This is a genomic window from Frigoribacterium sp. PhB107 (genome assembly GCF_003751515.1).
Lineage (GTDB): Bacteria > Actinomycetota > Actinomycetes > Actinomycetales > Microbacteriaceae > Frigoribacterium.
Genome location: NZ_RJKU01000002.1, coordinates 466751 through 482382 on the forward strand (window position 1 = coordinate 466751; position 15632 = coordinate 482382).

The following is a 15632-nucleotide window of genomic DNA, read 5'->3' on the forward strand; positions in this document are numbered from 1 at the left end:
TCCTCGGGCCCGCGACCGATCCGACGATGGAGGCACCGCATGGCCACGACCGCGACCGAATCCCGCTCCGCGAAGCTCGGGCCAGACGAGCGCGAGCGCGCCGTCGAGGCGCTGAAGACCGAAGAGCTCGACATCCTCGTGATCGGGGGCGGCATCGTCGGGGCGGGCTCCGCCCTCGACGCGGTGACGCGGGGCCTGAACGTCGGCATCGTCGAGGCCCGCGACTGGGGCTCCGGCACGTCGAGCCGTTCGTCGAAGCTGGTGCACGGCGGCATCCGCTACCTCGAGCAGCTGAACTTCCGGCTCGTCCGTGAGGCCCTGATCGAGCGCGGCCTGCTGCTGCAGCGCCTCGCTCCGCACCTCGTCAAGCCTGTGCGGTTCCTCTACCCCCTCAGCAAGCCGGTCTACGAGCGCTTCTACATCGGCGCCGGCATGGCCCTGTACGACATCTTCAGCTGGACGGGCGGGCGTCCGCCCGGGGTGCCCCACCACCGCCACCTCAGCAAGACGCAGGTGCTGCGCGCCATCCCGAGCCTCTCGAAGGACGCGGTCGTCGGCGGCCTCACCTACTACGACGCCCAGGTCGACGACGCTCGCTACGTCTCGTCGCTCGTGCGCACGGCGTCGAGCTACGGCGCCCACGCCGCCAGCCGCGTGCGGGTCGAGGGCTTCGTCAAGGTCGGCGAGCGCGTGGTCGGCGTGAAGGCGCACGACTACCAGACGGGCGAGCACTTCGAGATCCGCGCGAAACAGGTCGTCAACGCGACCGGCGTCTGGACGGACGACACCCAGGCCATGGTCGGCGAGCGGGGCCAGTTCAAGGTGCGTGCCTCGAAGGGCGTGCACCTCGTGGTGCCCCGTGACCGCATCCACTCCGACATGGGCATGATCTTCCGCACCGAGAAGAGCGTGCTGTTCGTCATCCCGTGGGGCCGCCACTGGCTGGTCGGCACGACCGACACCGACTGGGACCTCGACAAGGCGCACCCGGCGGCGACGGCGGCCGACATCGACTACATCCTCGAGCACGTCAACAAGGTGATGGCCGTGCCCCTCACCCGCGACGACGTCGAAGGCGTCTACGCGGGGCTCCGGCCCCTGCTGGCCGGCGAGTCCGACCAGACGTCGAAGCTGTCGCGTGAGCACATCGTCGCGCACACGGTGCCCGGCCTGGTGGTCGTCGCCGGCGGCAAGTGGACCACCTACCGCGTGATGGCCGAGGACGCGATCGACGAGGCGGTCGCCGCGCTCGACGGCCGCATCCCCGAGAGCACGACGATGGAGATCCCGCTGCTCGGCGCCGAGGGCTACCACGCCGCCTGGAACAAGCGCGGCAAGATCGCGAAGCAGCTGGGCGTGCACCGGGTGCGCGTCGAGCACCTGCTGAACCGCTACGGCACGCTGACCGACGAGGTCCTCGCGCTGGTGCGCGAGCGTCCCGAGCTCGCCGAGCCCCTGCCGGGTGCCGACGACTACATCGGGGCCGAGGTCGTCTACGCGGCCAGCCACGAGAGCGCGCTCCACCTCGAGGACGTGCTGGCGAGGCGCACCCGCATCTCGATCGAGGCGTGGGACAGGGGCGAGTCCGCCGCGCCCGTTGCCGCGAAGCTGATGGCCGAGGTGCTCGGCTGGTCCGACGCCGAGACCGAGGAGGAGGTCGGCAACTACCTCAAGCGCGTCGCGGCCGAGCGCGCCAGCCAGCTCGAGCCCGACGACGAGTCCGCCGACCGGGTCCGCCTCGAGGCGCCCGACATCACGTTCGGCTTCGACGAGGACGACATGGTGGTCCCCGGCGCCGACCAGGGCGGCGCGCCGAAGCCCGGCGAGGACGTCGTGGAGTCCGCGGGGACGCCCGGCGACGACACGTCGGCGGACGCCCCGGGCGGTCACGCGAGCTAGCGCCACGGGGTCGCGACGCGACCAGGTCGCAGGAGGCGCGGTGCCCGCTGGTCGGGCACCGCGCCTCCTGCGTCCGCCCGCCGAGAACACCGCGTCGCTCCGGGAACACCGGGGGAGAGGTGCGGGTTGTCCACCGCATGAGCAGCCCGGTGTCCGCGTCCGTGCCCGTCGCTAAGCTGAGACGACTGCCCCTGAGTGACCTGGAGTCGGACCATGGCTGATGTGCGTCGAGTGAAGCTCCCCGGTGTGGGCGTGCTGCACACCTTCGTCACCGACGACGGCGGCAAGTGCGGCGTCATCACGCACCGATCGGGCCACAGCGACCTGATCACGTTCAGCGACGACGCCGACGGCGCGGACGTCAAGAAGGTGTCCCTCCGCCTCAGCGAGGACGAGGCGCACACGCTCGCCGAGCTGCTCGGCGGCACGCGCATCACCGAGTCCCTGTCGGCGCTCGACCAGATCCCCGGCCTCAGCATCGACTGGTTCACGGTCGACTACGACGACCACATCGCCGGCCAGCCGCTCGGCGACCTCGGCGCCAAGGGCGTCGTCGGCCTCACGGTCGTCGCCGTCGTGCGGGGCGACGCGGCGAACCCGGCGCCGTCGGGCGACTTCAAGGTGTTCCCCGGCGACACGCTGGTCGTGGCCGGCAGCCCCGAGAAGGTCGCCAAGGCCTTCGCCTGGTACCGCACGGGTGAGCTGCGCCACCGCAGCCCGGTCGACGCCCCGCCCGGGAGCTGATCGCCGGTGCACCTGGGTGAGGAGCTGGTCGTCCTCGGCGTCCTGCTGCTGATCGCCTACGGGCTGGGCAGGGCAGGCAAGCTGATCGGCCTGCCGTCCATCCCGATCTACATGATCGTCGGCCTGCTGGCGAGCACGAACACCGGCTGGTTCCCGATCAGCTTCGACTCGCACGACATCGAGCTCATCGCGATCTTCGGGCTCATCCTGTTGCTGTTCAACCTCGGCCTCGAGTTCGACCAGGACGAGTTCTTCTCGAACGCGGGTCGCCTGATCGTGTCGGGCGGCAGCTACATCGCCGTCAACATGGGCGTCGGACTGGTCTTCGGCTTCATGCTCGGCTGGGGCACGCGTGAGGCGTTGATCATCGCCGGCATGACGGCGACGTCGTCGAGCGCCATCGTCACGAAGCTGCTGATCGAGCTGAACCGCCTCGCGAACCGCGAGACGCCGATGATCCTGGGCGTCACCGTCGTCGAGGACATCTTCATCGCCATCTACCTGGCGATCGTGTCGGTGGTGCTCAGCGGCGAGACCGACCCGCTGCCGGTCGTGCTGAAGCTGGTGGTCGCCTTCGCGTTCCTGGTGGCGATGTTCGCCGTCGCGAGATGGGGCGGCGCCGTCGTGTCGAAGCTGATGCGGACGCGCGACGACGAGCTCTTCACGGTGCTGTTCTTCGGCCTCGCCGTGCTCTTCGCCGGCCTCGGCGAGATCCTCGGCGTGACGGACGCGATCGGCGCGTTCCTCATCGGCCTCATCATCGGCGCGACGCGGTACCGCAACAGGGTCGAGCAGTTCGCCCTGCCGATGCGCGACGTCTTCGGCGCCTTCTTCTTCCTCAACTTCGGCCTCGGCCTCAACCCGTCGCTGTTCCCGAGCGTGCTCGGGCCCGTCGCGATCGCGGTGGGCATCACGATCACGCTGAACGTGATCGCGGGCCAGTTCGTCGCCTGGCTCAACAAGCTCGGGCCGCAGGCGGGCATCAACACCGCCGTGATCCTGCAGAACAGGGGCGAGTTCGCGCTGATCCTCGCGACGCTCTCGGCCGGGGCAGGGCTCGACGAGCGGCTGCAGCCGTTCGCGGGGCTGTACGTCCTCATCATGGCGGTGCTCGGCCCGGTGCTCGCCTCGAACTCCGAGCGCATCGGCGGGGTGGTGCTGCGCACCCGTCGACGGGCTGAACGCGAGGCGAGCGAGGCCCGGCGCCTCGAGCGCGACGCGCGCCATTCGGAGGAGATCGCCCTGATGGAGGCGGCGCTCGCCGGGGACGAGCCGGGCACGTCGCGCAGGGGCGACGGCAGCGGCAGCGGTGCCGGGGCGGACGCCGACGACGAGGAAGCCCTGCTCGGCACGCGCGAGCGCGCTGCCGCCGCCGAGGCAGCAGCGGACGCCGACGCCGACGCCGCGGACTACGACGACCTCGACGAGCAGGACAGGGCCAGGGCCGCCATCCTCGCCGACCAGGCCGGTCAGCAGTCCGACCAGCGGGCCACGCGTCAGCGCGACCCCGAGTACTGATCCCGACTGCCGGCCCGGGCGCTGACACGGTCCCCGATGCAGGTCGGGCGCACGGTCGGCACCCAGCAGGCTCCCGCGGGGGCGCAGGTACCATCGGGCTCGTGACCCGCACCGAGAACCCTCCCGTCTCGCGCGACGTCGACGTGCCCGCCTCCATGTGGGAGGTCGCCCGGCGCCCCCGCTGGATCGCGATGCTCGCCCTCTGCCTCGTCATCTCGGGCATCTTCGCCTGGCTCGGCCACTGGCAGATCGAGCGCAGCGTCGAGAGCGGGCAAGAGGTCAACCCCGGGACCGAGACGGTCAAGGTGCTCAGCGACGTCGTCGACCCGCAGTCGCCGTTCTACGACCGCGTCGGCGGGCAGATGGTCACGCTCACGGGCCAGTTCGCACCCGACGACTACCGCGTCGTCGTCGACCGCTACAACGGCGGCGACCCAGGCTCGTGGCTGATCGGCCGTCTCGTCGACGACGCCGACGGGTCGTCGGTCGTCGTGGCCCTCGGCTGGAGCAGCGACGAGGGCGGCGCCGAGGCCGCCGAGCGCGCCGTGCCCACGGGAACGGTCACCGTGACCGGTCGGTACATGCCGAGCGACCAGCCCTCCGACGGCGACTTCAAGGGCGGCCGCGAGAACGTCGTGTCGGTGCCCATGCTCGTCAACGAGTGGACCGACCTCGACGGCGACGTCTACTCCGGCTACGTCGTCTCGGCCGACCCGGTCGACGGCCTCGCCGCCATCGACTCGGTCGCGCCCGAGAGCGACCGCTCGCTCAACTGGCTGAACGTCTTCTACGCGATCGAGTGGGTCGTGTTCGCCGGCTTCGCCATCTTCCTGTGGTTCCGGCTGGTCCGTGACCGGTTCGAGCGCGAGGTCGACGAGGCCGAGGAGGCGCGGCTCGAGGCCGAGACCGCCTCCTGACCTGCTCCTCCTGCGCTCGCCGACCCGCGCCTCCTTCGCTGGCTCGACGACGACCGACCCCGCCCTGGCGCCGCCGGCTCCGCGGGTAGGATCGAGGCCATGCCCCTGAAGCCCCGGCAACGCGACATCCCGAAGATCCCGGGTGCCGTCAAGTTCTACAAGATCTCTGCCTACGTCACCGGCGTGATGCTGCTGCTGCTCGTCTTCGAGATGGCCTTCAAGTACACGCCCCTGCAGCTCGAGATGCAGCTCGGCGGCGAGGGCGGGTTCCTCGTGCCCGTCGACTCGATCACCACCGGCTTCAACCTGTCGACCGCCATCCTGATCGCGCACGGCTGGCTCTACGTCGTCTACCTCTTCGCCGACTTCCGCCTCTGGAGCCTGATGCGCTGGCCGTTCTCGCGGTTCATCATCATCGCGCTCGGCGGCGTCGTGCCGTTCCTCTCGTTCTTCGTCGAGAGCCACATGACCAAGCTGGCGATGCGTGAGCACGCAGCGCTGGTCGCCGAGCCCACCCCCAGCACCCAGGGAGCCCCCGCGTGACAGAAGCCACCGAGACGGCCCAGAGCCCCGTCCTCGTCGTCGATTTCGGGGCGCAGTACGCGCAGCTGATCGCACGTCGCGTTCGGGAGGCCAACGTCTACTCCGAGATCGTGCCGCACACGATCACCGCTGCCGAGATCGCGGCCAAGAACCCCGTCGGCATCGTGCTCAGCGGCGGCCCGTCGAGCGTCTACGAAGAGGGCGCGCCGGGTCTCGACCCCGCGATCCTCGAGCTCGACGTGCCCGTGCTGGGCATCTGCTACGGCTTCCAGGCGATGGCCAAGGCCCTCGGCGGCGAGGTCTCGCGCACGGGTCAGCGCGAGTACGGCGCGACCGACGTCACCCTCGCCGAGGGCGACAGCACGCTGCTCTCGGGTCAGCCGACCTCGCAGACGACGTGGATGAGCCACGGCGACTCCGTGTCGAAGGCGCCCGAGGGCTTCGACGTGCTCGCGTCGAGCGCCGCGACCCCCGTCGCCGCGTTCTCGAGCGACGCCCGCAAGCTCTACGGAGTGCAGTGGCACCCCGAGGTGAAGCACTCGTCGTTCGGCCAGGCCGTGCTCGAGAACTTCCTGCACCGCGCCGCTGGCATCCCCGCCGACTGGAACAGCGGCAACGTCATCGCCGAGCAGGTCGCCCGCATCCGCGAGCAGGTCGGCTCGTCGCGCGTGATCTGCGGTCTCTCCGGAGGCGTCGACTCGGCCGTCGCGGCCGCCATCGTCCACGAGGCGGTCGGCGACCAGCTCGTCTGCGTCTTCGTCGACCACGGCCTGCTGCGTGCCGACGAGCGTCGCCAGGTCGAGGAGGACTACGTCGCCTCGACGGGCGTTCGCCTCGTCACGGTCGACGCCGAGCAGCAGTTCCTCGACGCGCTCGCCGGCGTGACCGACCCCGAGCAGAAGCGCAAGATCATCGGGCGCGAGTTCATCCGCAGCTTCGAGGGCGCCGCCGAGGCGCTCGTGCTCGAGGCGGCGGCCGAGGGCGAGTCCGACGTCAAGTTCCTCGTGCAGGGCACGCTCTACCCCGACGTCGTCGAGAGCGGCGGCGGCACCGGCACCGCGAACATCAAGAGCCACCACAACGTGGGCGGCCTGCCTGAGGACCTGCAGTTCGAGCTCGTCGAGCCTCTCCGCACCCTCTTCAAGGACGAGGTCCGGGCCATCGGCCGTGAGCTCGGCCTGCCCGAGGTCATCGTCGGCCGCCAGCCGTTCCCCGGGCCCGGTCTCGGCATCCGCATCATCGGCGAGGTGACGCACGAGCGGCTCGAGCTGCTGCGTCACGCCGACGCCATCGCGCGGGCCGAGCTGACCGCCGCCGGCCTCGACGGCGACATCTGGCAGTGCCCCGTCGTGCTGCTCGCCGACGTCCGCTCGGTGGGCGTGCAGGGCGACGGTCGCACCTACGGCCACCCGATCGTGCTGCGCCCGGTCTCGTCGGAGGACGCCATGACGGCGGACTGGACGCGCCTGCCCTACGACGTGCTCGCCAAGATCTCGAACCGCATCACGAACGAGGTCGACGGCGTCAACCGCGTCGTGCTCGACGTCACGTCGAAGCCGCCGGGCACCATCGAGTGGGAATGAGCGGGTGGGTCTCGATGCGGAGCATCGAACCCGCTCATTCCGGGGGAGCCTGCGACCCCGGTGCCCACCAGTAGGTGCTGAGCATCGCGTTCCGCAGACGCCTCTGCGAAGCGTGCTGAGGCGCGGTGCCAGCCTGCGGGCAGCCTCGCACCGCGTCGCAGGCGAAAAGGGACGTCGTGCCGGTGGGCCACCGGCACGACGTCCCTTTTCGCCTACCTAGGCACGGGTCCGCGGGGCCAAGAGCGTCCGCGCACAGCACCCCTCGAACACAGAGAAGCGGGGCCCGTCCCTCTCGGAACGAGCCCCGCCTCCTGGAGTCGCAGGCCTGCTAGTCGTTGCCTCGCAGGATGGCGAGGAGACGCAGGATCTCGACGTAGAGCCACACGACGGTCATGACCAGGCCGAAGGCGGCCGACCAGCCGTAGATGCGCGGGGCGCCCCGCTCGACGCCCGTCTTGATGTTCGCGAAGTCGAGCACCAGCGAGTAGGCGGCCATGAGGATCACGAGGATGCCCAGGACGAAGCCGATCGGGATGTTGGTGCCGGGGATGTCGGTGCCGCGGAGGCCCCAGGGGTTCGAGTTGGCGCCGAAGGCCATGAGGCCGAGGTTGAGCAGCGAGAAGACGGCGTAGCCGATCATGCCGATCATGAAGATCTTCGTGGCCTTGGCCGACGCGCGGATCTTGCCGCTGCGGAACAGCAGCAGGGTGACGACGAACACCGAGGCGGTGGCGAGCAGCGCCTGCGTGACGATGCCGTCGAACTGCGCCTCGAAGATGGACGAGATGCCGCCGACGAACAGGCCCTGGGCCGCCGAGTAGGCGAGCACCAGACCGGCGGAGGGGCGCTTCTTGAAGATGTTGACGAGGGCGAGCACGAAGCCTGCGATCGCGCCGACGATGGCGAGGGCCGGGATGAACCAGCCGACGGCCGCACCGAGGGCGACGACGGCGAAGGCGATGACCGTCTTCGTGATCGTGTCCTCGTAGGTCATGCGGTCGGTCTCGACGGGGCCGGCGGCGGGCTGCGTGTACAGATCCTGCAGCTGCTCGGCGGTCATGCCGTTGTACTCGACGGGGCGCTGTCCCGCAGCGGCGCGCTCCTGCCGGATGACAGCGGCGCCCTTCTCCGAGAAGGCCGGCGACTGACTGAAGCCGGGATTCGAGAATGCCAAGGGAGTTCCTCTTCTGGTCGTGAGACGTGGTCGCGACGCGAGGTGCTGTGTGCTGCGTCGCCGTACAACAGAGGCTAACGGGTGTCGGCCAGGGGAGGGCTGGGGATTTGCCTGATGAGGCCCGTATTCGCGGCAGGCGAACGTGCACCGGCTGCAGGGTTGCACCGTCTCGGGGCCGGGGTGCAGCTGCCTGTCGACGCCGCGCCTCCTCGTCCGTCGCCCGCCGCCGGTACCGTGGCTGCCATGTCGCCTCGCCCCCTCGTCATCGCCCACCGCGGAGCCAGCGGGCACCGGCCCGAGCACGGGGAGGCGGCCTACCGTCTGGCCATCGAGCTGGGGGCCGACGCGATCGAGCCCGACATCGTGCCCACCCGCGACGGCGTGCTCGTGCTGCGGCACGAGAACGAGATCTCGGGCACGACCGACGTCTCCGACCACCCGGAGTTCGCCGACCGGCGCACCACGAAGCAGATCGAGGGCAAGGAGGTGGCGGGCTGGTTCACCGAGGACTTCACCTGGGCCGAGCTCGCGACCCTGACCGTGCGCGAGCGCCTGCCGCACCTGCGTCCGCGGAGCGCGGCCCACGACGGGGAGGGCGGCATCCAGCGGCTGAGCGACCTGCTGCGGCTGCTCGACGACGCTCCGCGCGAGGTCGGCCTCGTGGCCGAGGTGAAGCACGCCCAGCACTTCGAGGCGCTCGGGCTGCCCCTCGACGAGCTCGTCGCCGCCGAGCTGGCCGAGCACGGCTGGGCGGACGACTCGCGCCTCACCGTCGAGAGCTTCGAGCAGACCGTGCTGTGGCAGCTGCGCGAGAGGGGAGTCGGCGGCAGCCTCGTCTGGCTCGTCGAGAAGGCGGGCTCGGCGGCCGACCAGGTGGCCCGGCTCGGCTCGGCGGCGCCGACCTACGCCGAGCAGCTCGATGAGACGTCGCTGACGGCCCTGGTCGAGGCGGGCCTGCACGGGGTCTCGTTCGACAAGGCGATGCTGCTGCACCCCTCCGGCGAGACCCGGCCCGAGCTCGTCGACCGCGCGCACGCGGTCGGTCTCGACGTGTTCGCCTGGACCCTGCGGATCGAGAACGCGTTCCTCGCGAAGGGCAACCGCCAGGCCGGCGGCAAGGAGGCGGAGGGCGACTGGGAGTCGGAGTTCGCCGACCTGATGGCGCTGGGCCTCGACGGGGTCTTCGCCGATCACCCCGAGCGCGCGGTCGCGGTGCGCGCGGCGCTGTGAGGGCGAGGTCGTGACTGCTGACCGGTGGTGGCAGCGCTCGGAGGTGCTGCTCGCGCGGGCGGTCGTCGCGTGCCTCGGTGCCTTCGTGCTCACCCTCGTGCAGGTGCCGGTCGCCGTCTTCTGGGCCGTGCTGGTGGTGGCGGGGCCCGTCTCGGCTGCGCAGGGCACCGGTGCGGGCCTGTTCGTCGCGGGACCCTTCGCGGCGATGATGTGCGGCCTCACCGTGAGCTCCGTCCTGAGCACGAGCGTCGTGCCGGCCGTCTGGATCGCGCGGGTCCGCACACGACGACACGAGGAGGCGGTGGCCCAGCGCACGGGACGCTCGCCGCACCTCCCCGACTCCGACCTCGAGGTCGACTGGCTGCTCACCGGCGTGCGCTTCGTGGGCTTCTTCTTCACTCCCGTGCACACGGGCGACGAGCGGTGGCTGCACACCGACGCGGCGCGGTCGTTGCCGCCCCGGCCAGAGCGCTGGCTCGTGCCGCCACGACCGTTCCGGGCGCCGTGGCCGAGCCGGCTCTTCGACCGCGTGCGCACCAGTGCGCCGCGGGGGACGTGGTACGTCGTCTTCGTCGCCGCCGGCGCACAGACGGGGCTCTCCGCCCTCGTGTGCTGGGCAGCGGGCGTGCCTCTCTGACCTGGTCGTCGAGCCGGTGCTCGAGCTGGTGCTCGACCTGGTGCTCGACCTGGCTGCTCGCCCGGCTGGGGCGCCTCCTCCGTCCCGGCTCGGATGTCGGGGGCCCGGCTTAGACTGGCCGCGCCATGACGATCGTGCTCGAGCCCTCTGACGCTTCCGGTTCTGCCGGTGATCCCCTGACCGCGGGGCTGAACCCGCAGCAGAAAGAAGCGGTCGAGTACCGCGGGCAGTCGCTGCTGATCGTCGCCGGCGCCGGCTCGGGCAAGACGAGCGTGCTCACCCGCCGCATCGCCGGGCTGATCGCGACCCGCGAGGCCTGGCCGAGCCAGATCCTCGCCATCACCTTCACGAACAAGGCCGCGGCCGAGATGCGCGAGCGCGTGCAGCAGCTCGTCGGCCAGGCGGCCGAGGGCATGTGGATCTCGACGTTCCACTCGGCGTGCGTGCGCATCCTGCGTCGTGAGGCCGAGCAGTTCGGCTTCACGAAGAGCTTCACGATCTACGACTCGGCCGACTCGAAGGCGCTGCTCAAGCGCATCCTCAAGCAGCTCGACGCCGACTCGCTCGGCTTCACCGTCAGCCAGGCGGCCGGCAAGATCTCGAAGCTCAAGAACGAGCTCAGCGACGTCGAGACGTACGCGCGGCAGATCAACGCCGGCGACCCGCAAGACGTGATGTTCCTCGAGATCTTCCGGCAGTACACGCGGTCGCTGCAGCAGGCGAACGCGTTCGACTTCGACGACCTGATCTCGCAGACGGTGTTCCTGTTCCGGGCGTTCCCGCACGTGGCGGCGACGTACCAGCGGCGGTTCCGCCACCTGCTCGTCGACGAGTACCAGGACACCAACCACGCCCAGTACGCGCTGATCCGCGAGCTGACGCGTCCCGTCGACCCCGAGCACGTCGACGCCCTCGAGCGCGGTGGGCAGTTCGTGCAGTCGATGCGCGACGGCAGCGGCCGCATCCCCGGGGCGTCGCTCACGGTGGTCGGCGACAGCGACCAGTCGATCTACGCCTTTCGCGGTGCCGACATCCGCAACATCGTCGAGTTCGAGCGCGACTTCCCCAACTCGAAGGTCGTGCTGCTCGAGCAGAACTACCGCTCGACGCAGAACATCCTCGACGCGGCCAACGCCGTCATCGCGAACAACTTCGACCGGCAGGCCAAGAACCTGTTCACGACCGTCGGCGAGGGCGCCAAGATCGTCGGGTTCACGGGCTACACCGGGCACGACGAGGCGCAGTTCGTCGCCGACGAGATCGCGAAGCTGCACGAGCAGGGCACGGCCTACAAAGACGTCGCCGTCTTCTACCGCACCAACTCGCAGACGCGGGCGCTCGAAGAGATCTTCATCCGCTCGGCGATCCCGTACCGGGTGCTCGGCGGCACGAAGTTCTACGAGCGTGCCGAGATCAAGGACGCGATGGCGTACCTGATCACGGTCGCGAACCCCTCCGACCCGATGGCGCTGCGCCGCATCATGAACGTGCCGAAGCGCGGCATCGGCCCGGCGACCGAGACGGCGATGCAGCGCTGGGCCGACGAGCGCGAGGCGCCCCTGCGCGAGGCGATGCGCAACGCCCGCGAGCTCGGCCTCGGCCCCAAGGTGACCGGGGCCATCACCGGTCTCGCGACCCTGCTCGACGAGGTGCAGGCGACTGCCGACACGGCGCCGGTTCACGAGATCCTCACCCGGCTGATCGAGGGCAGCGGCCTGGTGGAGGCGCTGCGGGCGTCGAGAGACCCGCAAGACGAGGCGCGGGCCGAGAACATCGACGAGCTCGTCGCGGTCACGAAGGAATTCCAGCGGAACAACCCCGACGGCACCCTGCTCGACTTCCTCACCGAGGTGACGCTGGTCGCCGCGGCCGACGACCTCGACGACTCGAGCGGCACGGTCTCGCTGATGACGCTGCACACGGCGAAGGGCCTCGAGTACGAGGCGGTGTTCCTCACCGGTGTCGAAGAAGACCTGCTGCCGCACCGCATGTCGGCGAGCGAGCCGGGCGGCCCCGCTGAGGAGCGCCGGTTGTTCTACGTCGGCATCACGCGGGCCCGCAAGCAGCTGTTCCTGTCGCTGGCGATGACCCGCGCCCAGTTCGGCGAGGTGAACGTGGCGATGCCGTCGCGCTACCTGCAGGAGATCCCGGTCGACCTGATCGACTGGAAGCAGTCGCCGGGCATGGCGAACAGCCGAGGAGGGACCCAGCCGCGGGCGCTCAACGCGCGTCGCGAGGGCGGCCCCGACACCAACCGCGGGGCGACCCCGCGCGCATCGGGCGGCTACGGCAGCGGCAGCTACGACCGCGCCACGGCGGCGGCGAAGACGAAGCCGAAGACCGAGTGGGCCAACCGCGTCACCGGCACCGTGCGCGACAACGGCGACCTCGTGCTCGAGACGGGCGACCGCATCTCGCACGTCGACTTCGGCGAGGGCCGCGTCATGGCCGTCACCGGCGAGGGCGCCCGCCGCATCGCCGAGGTGCTCTTCGACACCGCCGGCCGCAAGAAGCTGCTGATCAAGGTCGCGCCGATCGAGAAGATCTAGGCGGGTCGAGCGAGCGGGGGCTCGCGGCGACCTAGGGGCTTGATCGCGCCTCCTGCAGGAAGGCCGTCGTGCCGCCCAGGTGGAGGACGTCGCCGATTCCCAGGACGAACGGGGCTCCCGGCACGAGCTCGACGGCCGTGCCTCCGGATCGTCGCACCGTCGTTCCGTTGCCGGAGCCGAGGTCCGTGACCCTCACGATGCCGTCGTCGTCGACGACGAGGTGGGCGTGTTCGCGGGACAGTGACCTCGACTCGTCCCCGAGCTCGAGCCTCGGGGTCGATGACGGGTCCGAGGCGGTCGCCGACGACCGGCGGCGGCCCACCACCAGCCCCGCCGACGTGACTCGAGTCCTCGTCCCGTCTGCGAGGCACAGGTCGTGGCGGGGCCCGTGCCCGTGGTCCCGGATCGGGGCCGGTGCGGCTGTCGAGGCTGCTGCCGGCACGGTGAGCGCGGGCAGGGCGTACCGCGGGGGCGGGGGGATCGGGACGGACGGTGCCCCCGCCACGACAGGCAGCCGGATCACCTTGCTGAGGAGCCCGTCGCGTCGGAGCGCCTCGACGTCCTCCTCGGCGAGGGGTCGGCCGTGCTCGGGTGCCTGTCGGCGATCCCTCCTCGATCGTGATCCTCGTGCCATCTCGTCTCCTCCCTGTGGAATGCGCCCCGAACGGTCTGTCCATGTGACATGTTAATGCAGGGCGGCTCAGAGCGGGTCGCCGCGAGAGAGGACCACCCATGGCAAACGTCTCCGTCACCTTCGACGACATCCGCACCCAGGCGACCCAGCTCCGCAACGGACAGCGAGCCATCGAGGACCAGCTGAGCCAGCTCAGGTCGCAGATCGACACCCTCGTCGGCTCGGGGTTCGTGACCGATCGGTCCTCGAAGGCCTTCGACTCGGCGTACGGCGAGTTCACCAGCGGGGCGAGCAAGACGATCCAGGCGATCGAGGGGATGGCCGGTTTCCTCGAGGGCGCAGCCGACGCCCTGCAGAGCACCGACGAGCAGCTCGCCAGCAGCCTCCGCTGACGCCCGACCCGATGACGGACGCCCGTCTCGCCGAACCGGCGGGACGGGCGACCACCCGAGAGAGGGAGATGACATGGCTCGATCGAGCCTCACGGTCGACACAGGTGACCTCCGGTCGCTGTTCACGACGCTCGGCGAGGTGAAGACGGCGTTCGAGGCAGGCAGTGACGGCATCGACGACGCGGACGCGTGCGGCCATGCCGGTCTCGCGCAGCGCGTCCGGTCGTTCGCCGCAGGGTGGGACGACTCTCGGCGACAGCTCGCCGAGGCGATCGGCGACCTCGGCGCGTCCGCCCTCGGCATCGCCGACGGCTTCGACGCCGCGGACGCGGACCTCGCGGCGTCGCTGGCAGGTGAGGACTGATGGCGTTCTCGTGGTCGTCTCCCCTGGCCGTCGTGCCGGGCGACCCCACCGTCGTCGACCGGATGGTGCAGCGTCTCTCGCTGACCGCCGAGTCCATCGGATCGGCCGCGTCGTCGTTGCGGTCGCTCGACACGTCATCGGCCGAGAGCGAGGCCGTGGCGGCGTTCTTGCGCGAGGCAGCGGACCTCGAGTCGAGGCTCAGCAGGGCACGAGGGCGCTACGTCGAGGCCGGGGCCGCGCTGCGATCGTATGCGGGGTCGCTGGCGAGCGCCCTCGACGAGTCGCGTCCCGCGGTGCGCGACAACGACCGTGCGAGGGAGGACTTCGACGCCGCCGACCGCCTCGTGGCGACCTACGAGGGACGCGCGATGCTCGAGCCCGAGGGGCCGGCGAAGCGGCAATACGAGGACTGGGCTACGGCGCAGGAGCTGAGACGCGAGGAGGCGCGTGACCGGATGGCGACGTCGGCTCGGCGCCTCGCTGCCGCCCACGCTGCCGCCGACGCCGCCGCTGTGGTCGCGATCCGGCGGTTCGACGACGCCACGGCCGACGGTCTGCACGACTCGCTCTGGGACGACCTCGGCGGCGTGGCGCACGCGGTCGGGACGCTGGTGGGCGACGCCGGTGCAGCCGTGTCCGAGGCGTGGGACGCATCGGCACTGCGCGACGTCGTCGCTCCCGGCTTCGAGTCGTTCCAGGACTGGATGCGCGAGAACGACGCGTGGATCGGGCAGGTCGTGGACGTGCTCGAGAACGTCGGTGCGGTGGTCGCCATCTTGTCCCTTTTCGTCCCGGGCTTGGGTGTCGCCCTAGCCGCGCTCGCGGGGATCCTTGCACTCGTCGCTGTCCTTCGCGCGGTCTCGGGGACCGTGAGCTGGGGCAGTGCGGCCATGTCGGTCGTCTCAGTGGCGGGGCTGGGAGCCGGCGCCGCCGTCATGCGTTCAGCCACGCAAGCGACACGGAGCATCACTGCTGGCCGCATCGTCGGCCTTGTCGATTCTGGCGTTTCCCCGCAGCTGGCTACCTCCTGGGTATCAAGGAGCTTCGACAGAGCCCGCCCGTCGTTCGGTGACAGATACCTTTTCAAGTCCTTCGGAGAGGAGAACGTTGCTCAGATGCTCCATTTCCTTCGTTCGTCACGTCCTGGGGCGTTCGCAGACGATGCAACCGTGTTGTCGGGCATCCGGCGACAAGTGATGGTCGTGCAGCTCATCAACGGCAGTGATTTCGTATGGTCTTCGACCGAGGCCGCACGGAAAGCCGTGAATAAGCTCAGCTCCGTTCCGACCGGGGCGGTGAGCGCGTGATCGCCGAGTGCCTGCGCAGAACACGGCAGAGGTTGCCAGTCGTCCTCTACGTCTCAGCACCCATCCCTGCAGCGGTCGTGTTCTTGACGTTGGCAACGTACGGCGTCGTTTCGATCATCTGGGGCTTCGAAGGTCGGCGCC

At 70.4% G+C, this 15632-nt stretch carries 14 protein-coding genes; 12 read left to right on the forward strand and 2 right to left on the reverse strand.

Annotated features, from left to right (window positions below):
* Nucleotides 1–39: 39 nt before the first annotated feature.
* From EDF18_RS10420 to guaA, 6 genes are all read left to right on the forward strand, one after another.
* Nucleotides 40–1899, forward strand: a complete 1860-nt coding sequence (locus tag EDF18_RS10420) for a glycerol-3-phosphate dehydrogenase/oxidase (protein ID WP_123547733.1) — start codon at nucleotides 40–42, stop codon at nucleotides 1897–1899.
* A 231-nt stretch (nucleotides 1900–2130) separates the two neighbouring features.
* Nucleotides 2131–2643, forward strand: coding sequence for a cation:proton antiporter regulatory subunit (locus tag EDF18_RS10425; protein ID WP_233569095.1), 513 nt, complete (start codon nucleotides 2131–2133; stop codon nucleotides 2641–2643).
* A 6-nt stretch (nucleotides 2644–2649) separates the two neighbouring features.
* The gene (locus tag EDF18_RS10430) at nucleotides 2650–4161 is read left to right on the forward strand and encodes a cation:proton antiporter (protein WP_123547735.1); all 1512 of its coding nucleotides are present in this window, start codon (nucleotides 2650–2652) and stop codon (nucleotides 4159–4161) included.
* Nucleotides 4162–4262: 101 nt separating this feature from the next.
* A complete protein-coding gene (locus EDF18_RS10435; protein WP_123547736.1) occupies nucleotides 4263–5078 on the forward strand; it encodes an SURF1 family protein in 816 nt (271 codons plus the stop codon).
* A gap of 99 nt (nucleotides 5079–5177) precedes the next feature.
* The gene (locus EDF18_RS10440) at nucleotides 5178–5621 is read left to right on the forward strand and encodes a DUF3817 domain-containing protein (RefSeq protein WP_123547737.1); all 444 of its coding nucleotides are present in this window, start codon (nucleotides 5178–5180) and stop codon (nucleotides 5619–5621) included.
* The gene (guaA, locus tag EDF18_RS10445) at nucleotides 5618–7204 is read left to right on the forward strand and encodes a glutamine-hydrolyzing GMP synthase (RefSeq protein ID WP_123547738.1); all 1587 of its coding nucleotides are present in this window, start codon (nucleotides 5618–5620) and stop codon (nucleotides 7202–7204) included. The genes EDF18_RS10440 and guaA overlap by 4 nt, the downstream gene beginning before the upstream one ends.
* A gap of 328 nt (nucleotides 7205–7532) precedes the next feature.
* Here guaA and EDF18_RS10450 read toward each other — a convergent pair whose 3' ends face one another.
* Nucleotides 7533–8378: a Bax inhibitor-1/YccA family protein gene (locus tag EDF18_RS10450; RefSeq protein WP_123547739.1), complete on the reverse strand. Its 846-nt coding sequence runs from the start codon at nucleotides 8376–8378 to the stop codon at nucleotides 7533–7535.
* A 243-nt stretch (nucleotides 8379–8621) separates the two neighbouring features.
* Between EDF18_RS10450 and EDF18_RS10455 the strand changes: the two genes are divergently transcribed.
* The 3 genes from EDF18_RS10455 to EDF18_RS10465 all read left to right on the forward strand — a co-directional run bounded on the left by EDF18_RS10455 (nucleotide 8622) and on the right by EDF18_RS10465 (nucleotide 12794).
* Complete coding sequence (locus tag EDF18_RS10455) at nucleotides 8622–9608, forward strand: glycerophosphodiester phosphodiesterase family protein (RefSeq protein WP_123547740.1); 987 nt, start codon at nucleotides 8622–8624, stop codon at nucleotides 9606–9608.
* Nucleotides 9609–9618: 10 nt separating this feature from the next.
* On the forward strand, nucleotides 9619–10245 hold the full coding sequence (locus tag EDF18_RS10460; protein WP_148050080.1) for a hypothetical protein: 627 nt from the start codon (nucleotides 9619–9621) through the stop codon (nucleotides 10243–10245).
* A 125-nt stretch (nucleotides 10246–10370) separates the two neighbouring features.
* A complete protein-coding gene (locus tag EDF18_RS10465) occupies nucleotides 10371–12794 on the forward strand; it encodes an ATP-dependent helicase (protein ID WP_123547742.1) in 2424 nt (807 codons plus the stop codon).
* A 31-nt stretch (nucleotides 12795–12825) separates the two neighbouring features.
* Here the strand turns inward: EDF18_RS10465 and EDF18_RS16630 are convergent, their stop codons facing one another.
* A complete protein-coding gene (locus tag EDF18_RS16630; protein ID WP_123547743.1) occupies nucleotides 12826–13428 on the reverse strand; it encodes an FHA domain-containing protein in 603 nt (200 codons plus the stop codon).
* A 98-nt stretch (nucleotides 13429–13526) separates the two neighbouring features.
* Between EDF18_RS16630 and EDF18_RS10475 the strand changes: the two genes are divergently transcribed.
* From EDF18_RS10475 to EDF18_RS10485, 3 genes are all read left to right on the forward strand, one after another.
* The gene (locus EDF18_RS10475; protein WP_123547744.1) at nucleotides 13527–13820 is read left to right on the forward strand and encodes a WXG100 family type VII secretion target; all 294 of its coding nucleotides are present in this window, start codon (nucleotides 13527–13529) and stop codon (nucleotides 13818–13820) included.
* A 73-nt stretch (nucleotides 13821–13893) separates the two neighbouring features.
* Nucleotides 13894–14184, forward strand: coding sequence for a hypothetical protein (locus EDF18_RS10480; RefSeq protein ID WP_123547745.1), 291 nt, complete (start codon nucleotides 13894–13896; stop codon nucleotides 14182–14184).
* Nucleotides 14184–15491: a hypothetical protein gene (locus EDF18_RS10485; RefSeq protein ID WP_123547746.1), complete on the forward strand. Its 1308-nt coding sequence runs from the start codon at nucleotides 14184–14186 to the stop codon at nucleotides 15489–15491. The genes EDF18_RS10480 and EDF18_RS10485 overlap by 1 nt, the downstream gene beginning before the upstream one ends.
* The last annotated feature ends 141 nt before the right edge of the window (nucleotides 15492–15632 follow it).

What these genes read in the sequence shown, in the direction of transcription:
- EDF18_RS10420 (WP_123547733.1), top strand. Translation starts at nt 40, where the DNA reads ATGGCCACGACCGCGACCGAATCCCGCTCCGCGAAGCTCGGGCCAGAC.
- EDF18_RS10440 (WP_123547737.1), top strand. Translation starts at nt 5,178, where the DNA reads ATGCCCCTGAAGCCCCGGCAACGCGACATCCCGAAGATCCCGGGTGCC.
- EDF18_RS10455 (WP_123547740.1), top strand. Translation starts at nt 8,622, where the DNA reads ATGTCGCCTCGCCCCCTCGTCATCGCCCACCGCGGAGCCAGCGGGCAC.
- EDF18_RS10465 (WP_123547742.1), top strand. Translation starts at nt 10,371, where the DNA reads ATGACGATCGTGCTCGAGCCCTCTGACGCTTCCGGTTCTGCCGGTGAT.
- EDF18_RS16630 (WP_123547743.1), bottom strand. Translation starts at nt 13,428, where the DNA reads ATGGCACGAGGATCACGATCGAGGAGGGATCGCCGACAGGCACCCGAG.
- EDF18_RS10475 (WP_123547744.1), top strand. Translation starts at nt 13,527, where the DNA reads ATGGCAAACGTCTCCGTCACCTTCGACGACATCCGCACCCAGGCGACC.
- EDF18_RS10480 (WP_123547745.1), top strand. Translation starts at nt 13,894, where the DNA reads ATGGCTCGATCGAGCCTCACGGTCGACACAGGTGACCTCCGGTCGCTG.
- EDF18_RS10485 (WP_123547746.1), top strand. Translation starts at nt 14,184, where the DNA reads ATGGCGTTCTCGTGGTCGTCTCCCCTGGCCGTCGTGCCGGGCGACCCC.